This window comes from Streptomyces neyagawaensis (genome assembly GCF_023516595.1).
Lineage (GTDB): Bacteria > Actinomycetota > Actinomycetes > Streptomycetales > Streptomycetaceae > Streptomyces > Streptomyces neyagawaensis.
In genome coordinates this window covers 141215-157968 of the sequence record NZ_JAMGBG010000029.1, presented here as the reverse complement: position 1 = coordinate 157968, position 16754 = coordinate 141215, and the positions used below count along the sequence as shown (strand labels likewise).

Below are 16754 nucleotides of genomic sequence, written 5' to 3'. Positions count from 1 at the left end.
CCGGGCCGTACTGCACAAGCTCCGTTCCAGGAAGGGCACGACGCGATGACGACCGAGGAAGCCGCACAGCACGACCTTGAGCAAACGGTGGCCGTCGTGGGGATGAGCGGACGCTTCCCCGGCGCCCCCGACCTCGACGCCTACTGGGCCAACCTGCGCGACGGCGTCTGCTCGCTCTCCGAGTTCACCGAGAAGGAACTGCTCGCCGACGGGGCGGACCCGGCCGAACTGCGCAATCCCGCGTTCGTCCCGGTGGCGGGGCATCTCGCTGACGCGGACCGCTTCGAGGCCGAGCTCTTCGGCTTCAACCGCGCCGAGGCGGCCGCCCTGGACCCGCAGCACCGGGTGCTCCTGGAGACCGCCTGGTCGGCGCTGGAGGACGCCGGGTACGCCCCGCTGAACGCACCGCCCCGCACCGGCGTCTACATGGGCGGCAGCTCGACGGACCACGCGCTGGCCGCCGAGATGGACCCGGCGCTCGCCGCGTCGATCGGCGCGCTCCAGCTGCGTATCCTCACCGACCGCGAGTTCCTGGCGCCCTGGATCTCCTACCGGCTGGGCCTGGACGGGCCGAGCATGATGGTCCAGACGGCCTGCTCGACCTCGCTGACGGCGGTCCATCTCGCCGTCCAGGCTCTGCTGCTCGGCGAGTGCGACACCGCGCTCGCGGGCGGCGTCGCCATCGGCACCACGCGCAAGGAGGGCTACGTCTACTACCAGGGCGGGACCTCCTCCCCCGACGGCCGCTGCCGCCCCTTCGACGAGAAGGCGGCCGGCACGGTGCCGGGCAGCGGGGTGGGCGTGCTGGTGCTGCGGCGGCTGGAGGACGCGCTCGCCGACGGCGACCCGGTGCGCGCGGTGATCCGGGGCACGGCCGTCACCAACGACGGGGCCGGCAAGGTCGGCTTCACCGCTCCGGGCGTGAACCGGCAGACGGCCGCGATCACCGAGGCGTGGACGGCGGCGGGGCTGGAGCCGTCGGCGGCGCAGTACCTGGAGGCGCACGGGACCGGGACCGAGCTGGGCGACCGGATCGAACTGGAGGCGGCGAGCGCGGCGTTCACCGCCCGAGCGGGCCTCGACGGCGGCGTGGGCATCGCGCTCGGTTCGGTGAAGTCGAACATCGGGCACGCCGACACGGCGGCCGGTGTGGCGGCGCTGATCAAGACAATCCTGATGCTGGAGCACGCCACCCTGGCGCCGACGGTGAACGTCACGAGCCCGGTCGCCGCCCTGCGGGACTCGCCGCTGCGGCTGGTGACCGAGACCCGTCACTGGCCGCGCAGGCCGGACCTGCCCCGGCTGGCCGGCGTGACGTCGGTCGGCATGGGCGGCACGAACGTGCACGTGGTGGTGCAGGAGGCACCGGCACGCGAGCCGCGCGCGAAGACCGACGCCCGCCCGACGGTCCTGCCGCTGTCGGCCCGCACCGAGCACCAACTCGCTCTCGTGGCGTCACGGTTGGCGGCACGTCTGCGCGAGGCCGACGCCCCCGCCCTCGCCGATGTCGCGCACACCCTGCGCACCGGCCGGGTCGGGATGCCCGTGCGTGCCTACGTGGTCGCCGCCGGCGTGCAGGAGGCGTCGGACAAGCTCATGGCACTGGCCGAGGGCCACCCGGATGCGGTGCGGGACCCGTCGGGGGAGGCGTGGCTGCGCGGCGAGAAGGTGACCTGGCCGACGCTCGACGGCGAGGTGCGCCGGGTACTGCTCCCGTCGTACCCGTTCGCGGGCGAGAGCTACGGCGCCCTGACGCCGCACGGCCCGGCCGCTCAGGCGCCCGTCGAGAGTGCGGCGCCCGCACTGGGGAGCGAACTGGAGGCCGAGGTAGCCGAGTTGGTGATCGAGGCGCTGGATCTCGACGGCCCCGCCGGTCTGGAGAAGACGTACCTCGAAGCGGGCGGCGACTCGCTGACGTCCGTGCATCTGGCCGGACGGCTCCGCGACGTGCTGGACATCGACGTACCGATCGAACTGTTCCTGGAACCGGTGACGCTCAAGGAGATGACGATCCGCATCGTGGGGATCAAGGAAGGCGGCGAGGGCGCCGGGCACCCTGCTCGCCGAGGTGCGGCCGTGCGGCGGACCACCTTCGCCTCGGTGCACGGCGAGGGCGTGACCGAGGTTCACGCGAAGGACCTCACCCTCGACAAGTTCCTCGACGCCCACCTCCTCGCCGACGCCCCCGCGCTGCCCCGCGCCGAGCGGGAGCCGCGCACCGTGCTGCTGACCGGCGCGAACGGCTACCTCGGCCGCTTCCTCGCCCTGGAATGGCTGCGCACCCTCGCGCCGGCCGGCGGCCGGCTGATCGCCCTGGTGCGCGGCAAGGACGCCGCCGCGGCCCGGCAGCGGCTGGACGCGGCCTTCGACAGCGGCGACCCGGAGCTGGTGCGGACGTACGAGGAACTGGCCGCGGTCCATCTCGAGGTCGTGGCGGGTGACGTGGCGGAACCGCGGCTCGGCCTGGACGAGGCGGTCTGGGACCGGCTGGCCGACGAGGTCGACCTGATCGTCCACGCCGGTGCGCTGGTGAACCACCTCCTGCCGTACCCGCACCTCTTCGAGGCCAACGTCGTCGGCACCGCCGAACTCGTCCGGCTGGCCCTCACCTGCCGGGTGAAGCCGATCACCTACATCTCCAGCGTCGGGGTCGCCGACTCCTGCCGGCCGGCCCTCGACGAGGACACCGACGTCCGCGTCGCCATACCGGCCCTGAACGTCGACGATGGCTACGCCAACGGGTACGCGACCAGTAAATGGGCCGGAGAAGTGCTGCTGCGGGAGGCGCACGACCTGTGCGGACTGCCGGTCACGACCTTCCGGTCCAGCATGATCCTCGCGCACAGCCGGTACGGCGGACAGCTCAACGTCACCGATGTGTTCAGCCGCCTCCTGTTCAGCGTGCTCGCCACCGGGGTCGCGCCGCGCAGCTTCTACCGTGCGGACGGCGAACGCGCCCACTACGACGGCCTGCCGGTCGACTTCACCGCCACGGCCATGGTGGCGCTGGGGGGCCGCGGCACCTCTGAAGCCCCGTCCGGCTACCGGACGTTCAGCCTCGTGAACCCCAACGACGACGGCGTCTCCCTCGACGCCATCGTCGACTGGCTCGCGCAGGACGGCCACGCCATCAAGCGCGTGGACGACTACGCCGAGTGGTACCTGCGGTTCGAGGCGGCGATGCGCGCCCTGCCCGAGGCACAGCGGCAGTACTCGGCGCTGCCCATCCGGCACGCCTACAAGGAGCCCGAGGACCCGGTACCCGGATCCGTCATCCCCTCCGACCGGTTCCGCGCCGCCGTCCGGGCCGGCGCCATCGCCGGGCACGGGGACATCCCGAGCCTCACGCGCGACCTCGTCGCCAAGTACGCCCGGGACCTGAAGAACCTGATGACAGCGGGGCGCCCCATGACCGGCGGCCCCGTCAACCACTGACCTGCCGCCCAGGACGCGGGGCCGGGGGTCATCCCCCGTCCCTGGCTCCGCGTCCCGCGGTACAGCCCCCGGTGCTTGACGTCAATCGCAGCAGCCACGGCGACCGCGCATGTGGGCCGGCAGTGGCTGGGCCGGTTACGGCAAGACCGACAACGGCCCGGTACCTCGCGCTGCGCGAGGCCGTCCTGCCCTGTGTCGTGGCGCTCAAGCCGCACCGCGGCACCCTGGACCCGGGCCAACAACCCTGCGGTGAAGAGCAAGCCGAGACCGATCCAGTACCGGCCCGACACCGTCGAGGGGTGCCTCGCCTGAACATGCCTCACACTCGAACCGCCCTGACCTGCAACACCACTTGAGGATCGGTGGTGTCCGGAGCGTGCCGCTCACCACGCCACGGAAGTCCTCCTCTTCCGCGATGCCGGTTATCGACAGACGGGGCACCCGACTCATCGACGCATGGGCAGCAATGCAGATCCCGGAGCGGGCAATATCTGTCAACTGCCCATATCGAAGAGGACGTACATTGCTCCATAGAAGACCTCGCCCCTCGGTCCGGGAGATTGATCACCGACCGGGGAGATATTTCGTTTCCTGCCGAGCACATTGAGCACGAGAGTCAGACATCCCCACGAGCCGTTTCGTTGTTCTTGGGTCGCGAGGATAAGGTTCTGGAGAACGATGAATTTTGATGGGGCATTGCTCGAAGACTGGATGCGCGACCACTATCATGACGCTGCGATAGACATCGGGTCGAGTGGGGTTCTTGACTACTCGCTCGGAGAGGTGCGAAAGCTCGCCGGCATCGAGCCCGGCGATTTGGACGAGGTCGTTTTCCGGGACAGTCCGTGCCTGGGTCGGGACGACCTGCGCGAGGCCATCGCCTCGCGCTGGGGGGACGGTGACCCGCGCAGGGTCATGCTTACGCACGGCGGCAGCGAGGCCATCTACGTCGCGCTCCAGACCCTCCTTGAGCCAGGTGACCAAGTCGTCGCCCTGCACCCGGCCTACCACTCGCACGTATCCGTCGCAGAGTCCATGGGGTGCGAAGTTCTGCGCTGGCGGCTGCGCGAGGAGGACAAGTTTCGGCCTGACGTGGAGGAACTCGCGAGGCTCGTCACTGCGCGCACTAAGGTTATTGTGGTCAACTTTCCACACAACCCGACCGGCGCGACACTCGACCTTGCTGGTTTCCATCGCCTGCTTGAGATTGCTGACAATGTTGGCGCATATCTCATGTGGGACGGCGCTTTCACGGACCTGGTCTACGATGACGCACCCCTGCCGGACCCCGGACTGACCTATCCGCGCACTGTGTCGATCGGAACCTTTTCAAAAGCTTTCGGTCTACCCGGCATGCGTTTCGGGTGGTGCATGGCGGACCCGGAGCTGTTGCGGGCGATGACCAACCTGCGCGACCGCATCACCCTCAGCCTCTCTCCCCTTCTCGAGTACATAGCGCTGCGCGTCGTACAACGTGCGGACGTCTTCATCGCTCCCAGGCTGAAGAACGCCAAGGCCAACCGACGCCTGTTGGCCGACTGGGCCGCGCGGCACGAGGATCATGTCGACCTCCCGCTGCCCCTCGGCGGAGTGACGGCGTTCCCGCAACTGCGCCCGTGGCGGGACACGACCGACCTTTGCCGGCGGCTGGGAGAGACCAGCAACATACTGCTCGTCCCCGGCCGGGCATTCGACCACCCGTGCCGCGTCCGGCTCGGTTTCGGCGGCGATCGCAGCCAACTAAGCAAAGGCCTGGACATTTTGGGCGCTGAGTTCGCCGCGAGCCTCCAACCATGAGGCGGAAAGGAACCCTGACGAACATGCAGAGCATTGAACTCTCGGACATTGAGCTAAAGACAGTCAACGAAGTACTCACTTCGCTCACGGCGAAGTTCCACTCGGTCAGTGACCCGGAGTTCGTCCGGCAGTGCCCGGTGTACGCACACGAACTGCCGCAACGGCTGCGGGCTGAGTTGAACGCGTTCCGCCTGGAGGCTTCCGGTGGCGCGCTGTCCATCCGCGGCTTCCGGATCGACGACGTTGCCATCGGGCCCACTCCCGAGCACTGGCGTACCCACCTCGGCCGGGCGTCCACGCTCCCTGCGGAGATGTACTTCATGCTCTGCGCATCCCTGCTGGGCGACCCCATCGCCTGGGCGACGCAGCAGGACGGCCGGATCATGCACGACATCTTTCCGATCCAGGGACATGAGAAGGAGCAGCTCGGCTCGGGCAGCGAAGAACTGCTGACCTGGCACACCGAGGAGGCCTTCCACCCGCTGCGGGCCGACTACCTCGGCCTGGCCTGTCTGCGCAACCACGACCGGGTGGCAACGACCTTCGCCTCGGTCGACGACCTCGAGCTCACTGATGAGATCAGGGACCTGCTCTGTCAGGAGCGGTACCCGATCAAGCCCGACCGCTCGCATCTGCCGCATCACCACGAAGACAACCGGGAGATGTCGACACGCGAACGCGAGCTGCTCTCGCGCAGCTATGAATGGATCATGGCCAAGGACAGCGAGCCCGACCGAGTCGCCATCCTCTTCGGCGACCGCGAAGCACCCTATCTACGCATCGATCCATTCTTCATGGAGGACGCATACGCCGTCCCGGACAGCGCCCGCGCAATGAAGGCTGTCGAGGCGGAGGTCGATCGCAACATACGAGATTACGTGCTCGAACCGGGTGAACTGCTTTTCCTGGACAACTACAAGATCGTGCACGGCAGGGTGCCCTTCACTGCCCGCTTCGACGGCACGGACCGCTGGCTCAAGAGGCTGAACGTGGCGCGCGACCTGCGGAAGTCGCGCGATCGCAGAATCAGCCACGACGCGCGAGTGATCTATTAACGAACTACAGCACCTCGGCCCTCGCGGCCGGACGGACCCTACCCGGAAAGGACTGGGAGACGTCAGTGTCGACCACCCAAGACTCTGCGATGCAACCGAAAGACAGCCAGGACCGCCGCGTTGACCGGAGTTTCCCCCTTTCCCTGGCACAGGAGCGGATCTGGGTCTCCGAGCAACTCGCCGATGGGGGCTCGCACTACGGGACCCCTGTTGTGTTCGCCCTGCGCGGCGAGCTGGACCTCGGGCTGCTTGAGGCGGCTCTGACCCGGATCGTTGAACGACACGAGGTGCTGCACTCCGTGGTGTCCAACGCGTCTGGCTCGCCCCGGTTCGTCGTCGTCCCCGCACACCCCGTAAGACTTGATCCACAGGACGCGGCCTCGGAGCAGGAGATCGCTGAGCACGTGAGCGCCGCGACGGCAGCTCCGTTCGACCTCTTGCATGGGCCGCTCGTGCGGTTCGGCTTGTACCGCCTTGGTCCCGCGGACCACCGCCTGCTGGTGGACATACATCACCTGGTCTTCGACGGAGTCTCGGCCGGCGTGTTGGTCCAGGAGCTTGCCGAACTTCTTGCCGCGGGGGCCGAGGGCCGCACACCCGGGCTCCCCGTGCTGCCTTTCGCCTACGGGCAGTACGCCGTCGCACAACGTCGCTCGCTCGACGAGGGCCTGTTGGACAGTCAGGTCGAGCACTGGTGCACCCAGCTCAGGGACGCGTCCTTCGCACTTGAACTGCCCACCGACTACCGGCGTCCCGCGCGCATGAGCTTCCATGGCGCCAGTCACTCCTTCACCTTGCCGGCTTCGCTGCGCGACGAACTCGCGGCGGCGGCCCGCCGCTGGAGCGTCACCCCCTACGCGGTCATGCTCGCCGGCTGGGCTGCCGTTCTCGGCCGCTACGCAGGCCAAGAGGACCTGCTGGTGGGTACCCCCATGGCCGGTCGGACCGAGCCCGGCACCGAGGAAATGATCGGCATGTTCGTCAATGTCGTGCCCCTCCGGGTACGCCCAGAGCGCGATCAGACCTTTCACGGCCTGGTCAACCAGACACGCCGGGCTTCCATCGAGGGTCTCGCCCATCAGGAAGCGCCGATCGAGAAGGTCATCGAGCGACTTCGTCCGCCACGCGACCCGAGCCGCAATCCGCTGTTCCAGACGGCGTTCGTCTACGACGAGGGGCTTGAGGAGTCCATACGCGTCGCGGGACTGACGATCGAGGGCGCCGCACCGCCGCCGCGCACCGCCGCCAAACTCGACCTGAGTATCGAGGTGGTTGAGCAGGACGGCCGACTCGAAGCGGAAATCGAGTACGCGACCGACCTGTTCGCGCCGGAGACGATCCGCCGCATCGCATCGCACTACACCACCTTCCTCGCCAACGCGCTCCGCTCGCCGAACCGACCGCTGTGCGAGATTCCAATGGCCTCAGAGGAGGAGCACGCTCTGCTGGTAAGGCAGCAGAGCGGAGACGGCGCATCATTCGATCCCGTCGTCCTCCCCTCGCTCTTCGAGGCCCAGGTCGCGCGGCGCCCCGACGCATGCGCGGTCTCCTGCGGCGCATTGCGGTGGAGCTACCGACAACTCAACGAGCGGGCCAACCGGCTTGCCAGAGCTCTGATTGCCCGCGGAATGGGACCCGAGAAGCTGGTGGGGGTTGCGTTGCCCAGCGGCCCGCTCCTCGTCCTGGCCATCCTCGCGATCAGCAAGGCGGGTGCCGCGTTCCTACCGCTCGACCCGGCCTATCCGACCAAGCGACTCGAGTACATCGTCGGCGACGCGCGTCCCGCCCTGCTGCTGACCGATGCCGCCGGCGCCACGGCCCAGCCCTGGACGACGCCGATCCTGGTCCTCGACGAACAGCAGACCGGGCGGGAGGCGGACGCGGACGCATCGAACGTCTCCGACGCACAGCGGTCGCACCCACTCACCCTCGCGCACCCGGCATACGTCATTTACACCTCCGGTTCGACCGGGACACCGAAGGGCGTGTCGGTCACGCACGAGGGCCTCGCCGGGCTCTCCGGGGCGCAGATCGAGGCATTCGGCGTACGGTCCGACAGCAGGGTCCTGCAATTCGCCAGTCCAAGTTTCGACGCCTCCGTCTCGGAGCTCTGTATGGCCCTGCTCAGCGGCGCTACGGCGGTGTTCGTCCCGGGTCTTCACGACTTCGTCGGGGGTTCGTTCGAAGCAGTGCTCGTCCGAGAGACCGTGACGCACGTAACCCTGCCGCCCTCGGTGCTCGCCTCGCTCTCCCCCGACGAGGATCTGCCCGCGGACCTGACCATCGTGGTCGCCGGGGAAAGCCTGACCGCCGACCTCGCCGCACGCTGGTCCGGGCGTTGCAGCATGTTCAACGCTTACGGGCCCACCGAGGCCACGGTGTGCGCGACGCTGATCGGCCCGCTGACGGGGAACGAACCGCCACCCATCGGCCGACCGATCGCCGGCACCCAGATCTTCGTCCTGGACGAGGGCCTGCGGCCGCTGCCGGTGGGCGTGGCGGGCGAGCTGTACCTTGCCGGCGCTGGGCTGGCCCGCGGATATCTCGGCCGACCCGACCTCACTGCGGCCGGCTTCGTCGCCTGTCCCTTCGGTCCGGCCGGGGGGCGGATGTACCGCACCGGAGATCGGGCCCGCTGGCGTGACGACGGGACTCTTGAGTTCGTCGGGCGCCGGGACGACCAGATCAAGATGAACGGCTTCCGGATCGAGCTCGGCGAGATCGAGAACGTGATCGCAGCGCACCCAGATGTGGAACAGACCGCCGTCGTGGTACGCGAAGACAGGCCGGGGCTGCGGCAAGTCGTCGCCTACGTAGTGGCCCAGGCGCCCAACGAGGAGATCCTCGTCCACGCCGCGGCACAGTTGCCCGGTTACATGGTCCCGTCCGCCGTGGTGCGCTTGCAGAACCTGCCGTTGACCACGAGCGGGAAGGTGGACCGGCGTAACCTGCCCGCTCCGGATGATCGTGCGTCTGTCACCGATCGCGGCCCGGGCACCGCGCGCGAGCAGCAACTGTGCAAGCTGATCGGCGAAGTGCTGGACCTCGCCGAGGTCGGCGTGGACGAGAGCTTCTTCGAACTCGGCGGCCAGTCTCTGCACGCGGTGCGTCTGCTGAGCCGGATCCGCAGTGTCATGGGTGTGGAGATCGGTATCAAGACCCTGTTCCAGGCGCCTACCGCGGCGTTGCTCGCGGCGCAGATCGACTCTGGTCGGATCGCCGTCATCACCCGGCCGGCACTCCTCCCGATGGTCCGCTGACCCACGGCGGGCGGCGGATGACTTCCGCGCGGTCGGGTGGGCCCGCACAGAGCAGTGAGGATCTCAATGTGGGACCAGTCATGATCCCTCTGTCGTTCGGACAGCTCGGACTGTGGTTCATCCATCAGATGAATCCGGGCAGTTCGATGTACACCATGCAGCTCGCTTCGCGGCTGACGGGGCAGCTGGACAGAACAGCCCTGGAAGAGGCACTGCGAGACGTCGTGCAGCGACATGAATCGCTTCGCACGGTGATCCGGGACGGTGAGGGCGAGCCGCAACAGGTTGTTCTGGACGTCTCGGAATGCGTGGTGAGACTGGAGTACGAGGAGCTTGCCGAGGAAGGGCTGTATGAGGCGTTGTACGAGGCCTCGGAACGCCCGTTCGACCTTGTGCACGACCTACCCCTTCGGGCATGGCTGTTCGCACTAGGGCCGCAGGAGCACGTGCTGCTGCTGTCGATGCACCACATCGTCAGCGATGGCTGGTCGTTGGGGCCGCTCACCCGAGACCTCGCCCGGGCCTATGCGGCGCGGCGCCGTGGTGCCGAGCCGAATCTGCCGCCGCTGCCTGTCCAGTACGCCGACTACGCGCTCTGGCAGAGGCGGTTGCTGGGCCGCGAGGAGGACCCGGACAGCCTGGCGTCGAGACAGCTCACGCACTGGCGTTCGGTGCTCGACGGCATTCCCCAGGAACTGCGGTTGCCGGTGGATCACCCGCGCCCGGCGATGTCCGACTTCGCCGGGGGCGCGATCGAGTTCACCCTGGACGCCGATCTGCACACGGCACTGACCGAGGTCGCCCGCACCGAGAACGCGACCATGTTCATGGTGTTGCAGGCCGGGTTTGCGGCGCTGCTGAGCAAGCTCGGTGCGGGCACCGACATTCCGATCGGCTCACCCGTGGCCGGCCGCGTGGATGATGCGCTGACCGATCTCGTCGGGTACTTCGTCAATATGCTGGTGTTCCGCGTTGACGTCTCCGGCGACCCGAGTCTGCGAGACCTGGTCAAGCGGGTCCAGGCCGTCGCCCTTGATGCCTACGACAACCAGGACATCCCCTTCGATCGCCTGGTCAGGGAACTCAATCCGGCCCGCTCGCGGACCCGTCACCCGCTTTTCCAGGTCATGTTCACCCTGGAGAACAACACCGACGCCGGGCTCGAGTTCGACGGATTGACCGACGTGCCATTGGACATAGACGGTGGCAGCTCCATGTTCGACTTGGCGTTGAGTCTGCGGGAGAACTTCGGCCCGAACAAGGAGCCGGCTGGGATGGATGCGTTCCTGGAGTACCAGCTCGACATGTTCGAACGGGAGACCGCACAGCACGTGGCCGACGGTTACCGGCGGATGCTGGCCGCTCTTGCCGCGGACCCGGATGCTCCGATCAGCACAGTCGATGTGCTGCGGGTTGCATAGGTTCCCTATTACCCATGAATTCGGCACGCATATCGAGTTGCGCGGCCGCTGACGAATGACGACTACTTACGTACGGGAGTGAAAGCAGTGGCGAATCCATTCGAGGACCAAGACGGCGTGTACCTGGTGCTGGTCAATGCTGAGGGACAGCACTCGTTGTGGCCCGCCGCCATCACTGTGCCCAAGGGCTGGACCGTAGTACACGGCGAAGCCGGGCGAGAGGACTGCCTGGAGTACGTGAAACGGAACTGGACGGACATGCGGCCCAAGTCCCTGGTCGAGGCGACAACCTCTTGAGGGCCCGTCGGCGTGGCACCGCCGCCCGACTGGACCCGGAGAAACCATCACCTAGCCCTCGTGCCGGGACCTGAAACCAGCACGCGCGGAAAGAGACGCAATGAGCGATGTAGAGGTCTCCGACAAAAAAGGACGCCGAAGCAAACGCAGAAGGCTGCTGACCGACCGAAACTTCACCTGCCTATTGGCCGCCCGGCTGGGCTCCAGCATGGCCAACGGCTTCCTGCCGGTCGCGGAGAGCTTCGGTATCCTCCACACCACCGGTTCTGCGAGTGACCTCGGCCTTGTCCTCGGAGTTCAGGCGGCGGTTTCGCTCGCCTTGTCGCTGTTTGCCGGCGTCGCGGCGGACCGCTTTCCGCGTGCCCCGTTGCTCATCGTTTCGTCGATCGTACGCCTGACCGCAGCGGCGACCTTGGCAATAGGACTCCTCACGGATACTGCGACCCTCGCCTGGTTCTTCGCTCTGGCAGTCGTGTACGGCGGCGCTGACGCGCTGTTCGGTCCGGCCAGCATGGCGATCATGCCGGACGTCGTTGCGAAAGAAGACCTGGACGAGGCCAATGCGCTGGTCGGCGCTTTTTCCTCGCTGGCTTGGACGGTGGCCCCTGCGACGGCAGGAGTGGTCGTGGCGGCGTACGGTTCGGGAGCCGCTTTCCTGGTGGAGAGCGTGCTGATGGCTTTCATCACTCTCTGTCTCATATTCGCCAAGATCCCCGCCCGGGGCGAAGTCGAGCCGGATCACGAAGGCGGGACGCTCACGCAGCTGAAGCAAGGCTGGCGGGAGTTTCGAATGCGCCCCTGGCTATGGCTGCTCACCTTGCAGTGGACGTTGTTCTCGCTGGTCCTGCTGGCTCCCCTCGCGGTCCTCGGCCCGTTGGTGGCCGACACCCATCTGGGCGGTGCCGCAGCTTGGGGTGTCATCGGCACCTGCATGACCATCGGTGTGCTCTGCGCGGAGTTCACCTCCGGGCGGATCAAGCCGAAGCGACCGGTGGTCTTCATAGCGTGGCTGCCACCGCTGATCGTCTTCGAGGCGTTGGCCCTCGGCTCTGGCGTGCCGACGGTGGTGGTGGCGGGTGCCGCATTGCTCTCCGGCTGTGCGATCGGCCTGCAAGGAGTGTTCTTCCAGACCCTCATGCAGCGAGCCGTACCGAGCGCGGTACTCGGCCGGGTGGCCGCCTTCGACCTGATGGCCTCGGAGATCGCCCAGCCGGTCGGCTTCGCCGTGGCCGGCCCACTGGGCATCCTGTTCGGCCTGCGCCCGGTGCTGGTGGGCTGTGCTGTGGTCGCGGTGGTGGGTACGGCACTGTTCGCCCTTGCCCTGGCCAGGGTTGAGCAACCAGAGCTACAGGTCCAGAACGAGCCGGACGATGCCGGGCTCCGCAAGTCCGCCATCGAACCGCACGTGCCGGACAGCGGCAGTGAGGTGCCGGTCAGCTGAGCGGTACTCGACCGCAGACGAGCCTTTGACGAAGCCGGACCACCGCGGCACGAAGGAATCAGGAAGATGATTTACAAGGACAGATTGGCCATCCCCGGTCCGACCCCGCTGCCGCCCGCGGTCATCGCGGCGGCGACGCATCCCATGGTCGACGAGCGCACCGCGGACTTCGCACGCATATTCACACGCATCATCGACGGGCTCAGGCATGTGCTCGGTACCGCGGGGGACGTGCTGATCTTCTCGTCAAGCACCACCGGCGCGTTCGAGAGCGCGGTGCAAAACCTCTTCAGTCCAGGGGACAAGGTACTCGTGGTGGACAACGGTGCCTTTGGAAGGCGCTGGGTGGAGCTCTGCCGCGCCTATGGCCTGGAGACCGTCGTGCTCGACGTCGCATGGGGTTGCGAGCCGGACCCCGCAGCTGTCGAAGCCTGCCTGGCGGCCGACCCGCACATCGTCGCGGCGATCGTCGTGCACTGCGAGACCTCCACAGGCGTCGTCACCGACCTTGAGGCCATCGGGCGCGCGACCCGCGGTGTGCTGACGATAGTGGACTCGGCCTCCGGGGTCGGCGGCTGCGAAATGCAGGCCGACGCGTGGGGGTTGGACGTCGTGGTCGGCGGGAGTCAGAAGGCGCTGATGGCGCCGCCGGGGGTCTCTTTCGTCTCGGTCAGTGAGCGCGCCTGGCGCCGGCACGCCAAGGCCAGGCATCTGCGGTACTACTTCGACTGGACGATCACGCGTGACAACCTGAACCAGTCCATCCCGCGTACCCCCTGGACGCCGGCGGTCGGCGTGCTGCTCCAGTTGTCCGCGGCGCTCGAGCAGGTACTCGCTGAGGGCATGGAGCGGCGCCACCGGCGGCATGCGGAGCTCGGTCGGATGGCCAGAGCGGGCTTGCGCGGCCTCGGACTCCGGCTGCTGACCCCGGAAGTGGCGCGCAACGGCATCGTGACGGCCGCGTTCACACCGCCCGGAGTAAGCGCGCAAGCTCTCGTCGACGCGGTGGTCGAGCACACAGGCGTCCAGCTGACCACCGGCAACGGGGAACTGGCCGACGAAGTGGTACGGATCGGTCACTGCGGCCACGCCGACCCGCTCGACCTGGTCACCGCGCTGGCCGCGCTCGAGACCGGGTTGGCAGCCCTCGGCGCCCCGGTGTTGCCGGGCAGTGGCGTCACACCCGTCGTGAAGCTGATGGCAGAGCAGGTTGACGTCGCCGCAGGCCCCCTGACGTCCACGTCGCCCGAACCTGAGGAGTCTGCCGCGTGAACGCCGACGTTCAATCAGCGCGAAACGACGCGCCGAAGCTCATCCCGCACCTGCTTGAGCAGCACTCAAGGGTGACACCGCACGCCCCCGCCACCGAGGATGCGCAGCGGGCGCTGACGTACGCCGAACTCGCCGCCGAAGCCGAGCACATGGCGGCGCGCCTGGCGGAGATGGGAGTGCTTCCCGGCGATCGCGTCGGCGTGATGATGCGTCACTCCGCTGACCTGCTTGTCGCGATTCTCGGCGTGCTGCGTGCGCGAGCGGCGTACGTGCCGATCGACCCGGACTACCCCGACCAGCGCAAGGGTTTCCTCGCGGCGGACTCCGGTATCAAGATTCTCATCGTGGACGGAGCGCAAGGAGCGCAGGGGACGCCAACCAGCTTGCCTGTCACGACGCTTGCGCCGGACCGGGGGCGCTTGCCTCCCCGCCCGGGCGCCCCCGCGGCCGCGCCGGACGATCTGGCCTGCGTCATCTACACCTCAGGTTCCACCGGAGCGCCCAAAGGCGTCATGATCACCCATCTCGGCCTGGCGAATCTCGCAGCCGCCGCGAGTGCCGAGTTCGGCATGGGGCCGCGTGATCGCTACCTGATGCTGGCCGCCTCCGCGTTCTCCGCCTCACTCGAGGAGCTGTTCCCCCCACTCGTGCAGGGCGGGACAAGCGTGTTCCCGGCCGACCGGGTTGCGCTCTCCCCGGTGGAGGCCCTGCTCGACTACCTCACCGCGCACGAGGTCACGCTGCTGGAGATGCAGACCGCGCACTGGCACGTGCTGGTTCGCCACCTCGTGGACACCGGCGGGGCACTGCCCCCGTCGCTGCGCCTGCTCGTCATGGGAGGAGACCGCGCCATGCCCGAAGCGGTCCAGCAGTGGAACCGCTTCCGCCTTCCGCTGGTGCACGTCTACGGGCCGACCGAGACCACTGCGACCGCGTCGTACTGGACCGTGCCGCCCGGACAAGCACCCAAGGACGGGGTGTTGTCCATGGGCGATGCCATCGCCGGAACCCGCATGTTCGTCGTCGACGAGCGGCTCGAACTCGTTCCCGCAGATGCCGAGGGCGAGCTGCTCATTGGTGGTGACTCGCTGGCACGCGGTTACCTGGGCAGACCCGACGTCACCGCGGAGAGGTTCGTCGCCGACCGCTACTCGGGGATTCCGGGGGCCAGGTTGTACCGCACCGGCGATCGGGTACGCCGTCTTCCCGACGGTCGCCTGCAATTCCTCGGACGCGGCGACCAGCAGGTCAAGGTACGTGGATATCGCGTCGAACCAGGCGAGATCGAGGCTGCGCTCGACCGGCACCCTGCGGTGCGTCAAGCCCTGGTCACGACCGGGCAGGACGCGTCGGGTGAGCGGCGTCTGATCGGCTACGTGACTGCTGACCGGGACAAGGTGAGCGTCGGTGAGCTGCGTTCCTTCCTCGCCGACGAACTGCCGGCCCATCTGATCCCTTCCGCGCTGATCCGGCTGGACGAGTTCCCGCTGACGACGCATCGGAAGATCGACCACGCGATGCTTCCGCAGCCGCCGAAGCGTCGGCCCGACCTGCCCACCGAGTTCGTGCCGCCGACAGGTGAAATCGAGCGACGCGTCGGCGCCGCCGCGGCGGAGCTACTGGGACTCGACGAGATCGGTGTGCTCGACAACCTGCTTGACCTGGGTGGGGATTCGCTGTTCATGTTGCGGCTGATCAGCTGGATCCGCACAGACTTGGGCATCAGCCTCGGTTTCCGCGAGGTCTTCGACACGTATTCGGTACGCGGAGTGGCAGCGCTGGCCGAGGCGAAGGCGGACGTCACGGCGGTGGGCAAGCCGGGCAGTGGCTGGTGACCATGCTTCCCGACCTCCCCGTGGCAGTGCTTCCGCAACCGGCGCCCGCCGATCTCATGACAACGCTGCATGCTTCAGGCGTTCGCCTGGCTCCGCTGGCCCGGGCTCAGGGCTTGATCTGGACCGGCGAGCAGCCCTCGGAGCTGGCAGCCGCACTGGAGTGCGCGCCGTCGGTGCGCTGGGTTCAACTGGCGAGCGCCGGCGTCGAAAGCTACCTGCCGCTCATGGATCAGCGGATCCGCTGGAGCCGGGCCGTGGGCGTCCAGTCCGAGCTGGTGGCTGAACACGCCCTCATGCTCGCGCTGACCGTGCTGCGTCAGGGAACCGCCTCCGTGAGAGCCGGTACGTGGCTGCCGCGCCCCGCCATCGGGCTGACGAACGCCGAGGTCCTCGTGGTGGGCGGCGGCGGGGTTGCCCGGGCACTGCTCGCACTGCTGCGCCCGTTCAGGGTCCGCGCCAAGGTGGTGTGCCGCGGCGGCGCCCCGATAGCGGGCGCCGAGGTCGGCACGCCCGATCGCCTCGACGAATGGCTGCCCGAGGCCCGTGTGGTCTTTCTCGCGGCGCCGCTGACCGCGGACACCGCCGGGCTGATCGACGCAGTCAGGCTCAGGTCCATGCGTCGGGACACGTGCCTGGTGAACGTGGCGCGCGGCGGGCTTGTCATCACCGATGACCTCGTTCGTGCGCTGACCTCCGGGTGGATTGCCGGCGCCGGCCTGGACGTCACCGACCCCGAGCCGCTTCCTCCGGAGCACCCGCTGTGGTCCCTTCCCACCTGTGTGATCACCGCGCACTGCGCGGGCGATCTGGATCACGCACTCGGACCCTTCGTCGACCTGGTCCGGCGCAACATTCGTCGACTGGCGAACGGCCTTGAGCCGATCGGCCTGGTCGACCGGGAACTCGGTTACTAGCCGACTGTCAGGAAGAGCGGGTCACGA

General features: G+C 68.0%; 10 protein-coding genes. All 10 read left to right on the top strand.

Features of this window, described 5'->3' with window-relative positions; all coding sequences use genetic code 11:
- Positions 1-45 precede the first annotated feature (45 nt).
- Positions 46-3435, top strand: coding sequence for a thioester reductase domain-containing protein (locus tag M8J73_RS15610; protein WP_055536654.1), 3390 nt, complete (start codon positions 46-48; stop codon positions 3433-3435).
- Between the two features lie 678 nt (positions 3436-4113).
- The gene (vioD, locus tag M8J73_RS15605; protein WP_055536653.1) at positions 4114-5232 is read left to right on the top strand and encodes a capreomycidine synthase; all 1119 of its coding nucleotides are present in this window, start codon (positions 4114-4116) and stop codon (positions 5230-5232) included.
- Positions 5233-5255: 23 nt separating this feature from the next.
- A complete protein-coding gene (gene gntD, locus M8J73_RS15600) occupies positions 5256-6287 on the top strand; it encodes a guanitoxin biosynthesis L-enduracididine beta-hydroxylase GntD (RefSeq protein WP_055536652.1) in 1032 nt (343 codons plus the stop codon).
- Between the two features lie 65 nt (positions 6288-6352).
- On the top strand, positions 6353-9547 hold the full coding sequence (locus M8J73_RS15595; protein WP_055536651.1) for a non-ribosomal peptide synthetase: 3195 nt from the start codon (positions 6353-6355) through the stop codon (positions 9545-9547).
- Positions 9548-9627: 80 nt separating this feature from the next.
- Positions 9628-10968 carry a condensation domain-containing protein gene (locus tag M8J73_RS15590; RefSeq protein WP_055536650.1) on the top strand — a complete coding sequence of 447 codons (1341 nt, stop codon included), beginning with the start codon at positions 9628-9630 and terminating at the stop codon, positions 10966-10968.
- An 87-nt stretch (positions 10969-11055) separates the two neighbouring features.
- Positions 11056-11265 (top strand): MbtH family protein, encoded by a 210-nt coding sequence (locus tag M8J73_RS15585; RefSeq protein WP_055536649.1) that lies wholly within the window; start codon positions 11056-11058, stop codon positions 11263-11265.
- Between the two features lie 100 nt (positions 11266-11365).
- Positions 11366-12706: an MFS transporter gene (locus tag M8J73_RS15580; protein ID WP_079054621.1), complete on the top strand. Its 1341-nt coding sequence runs from the start codon at positions 11366-11368 to the stop codon at positions 12704-12706.
- Positions 12707-12772: 66 nt separating this feature from the next.
- Entirely contained in the window at positions 12773-13978 is a 1206-nt protein-coding gene (locus M8J73_RS15575; RefSeq protein ID WP_055536647.1) for a pyridoxal-phosphate-dependent aminotransferase family protein, read from the top strand.
- Entirely contained in the window at positions 13975-15813 is a 1839-nt protein-coding gene (locus M8J73_RS15570; protein ID WP_079054620.1) for a non-ribosomal peptide synthetase, read from the top strand. The genes M8J73_RS15575 and M8J73_RS15570 overlap by 4 nt, the downstream gene beginning before the upstream one ends.
- 2 nt (positions 15814-15815) lie before the next feature.
- Positions 15816-16727, top strand: coding sequence for an NAD(P)-dependent oxidoreductase (locus M8J73_RS15565; protein ID WP_063799133.1), 912 nt, complete (start codon positions 15816-15818; stop codon positions 16725-16727).
- Positions 16728-16754 lie beyond the last annotated feature (27 nt).

Coding starts and splice junctions, on each gene's coding strand:
- M8J73_RS15610 (WP_055536654.1), top strand. CDS start 46: ATGACGACCGAGGAAGCCGCACAGCACGACCTTGAGCAAACGGTGGCC.
- vioD (WP_055536653.1), top strand. CDS start 4,114: ATGAATTTTGATGGGGCATTGCTCGAAGACTGGATGCGCGACCACTAT.
- gntD (WP_055536652.1), top strand. CDS start 5,256: ATGCAGAGCATTGAACTCTCGGACATTGAGCTAAAGACAGTCAACGAA.
- M8J73_RS15590 (WP_055536650.1), top strand. CDS start 9,628: ATGATCCCTCTGTCGTTCGGACAGCTCGGACTGTGGTTCATCCATCAG.
- M8J73_RS15580 (WP_079054621.1), top strand. CDS start 11,366: ATGAGCGATGTAGAGGTCTCCGACAAAAAAGGACGCCGAAGCAAACGC.
- M8J73_RS15575 (WP_055536647.1), top strand. CDS start 12,773: ATGATTTACAAGGACAGATTGGCCATCCCCGGTCCGACCCCGCTGCCG.
- M8J73_RS15565 (WP_063799133.1), top strand. CDS start 15,816: ATGCTTCCCGACCTCCCCGTGGCAGTGCTTCCGCAACCGGCGCCCGCC.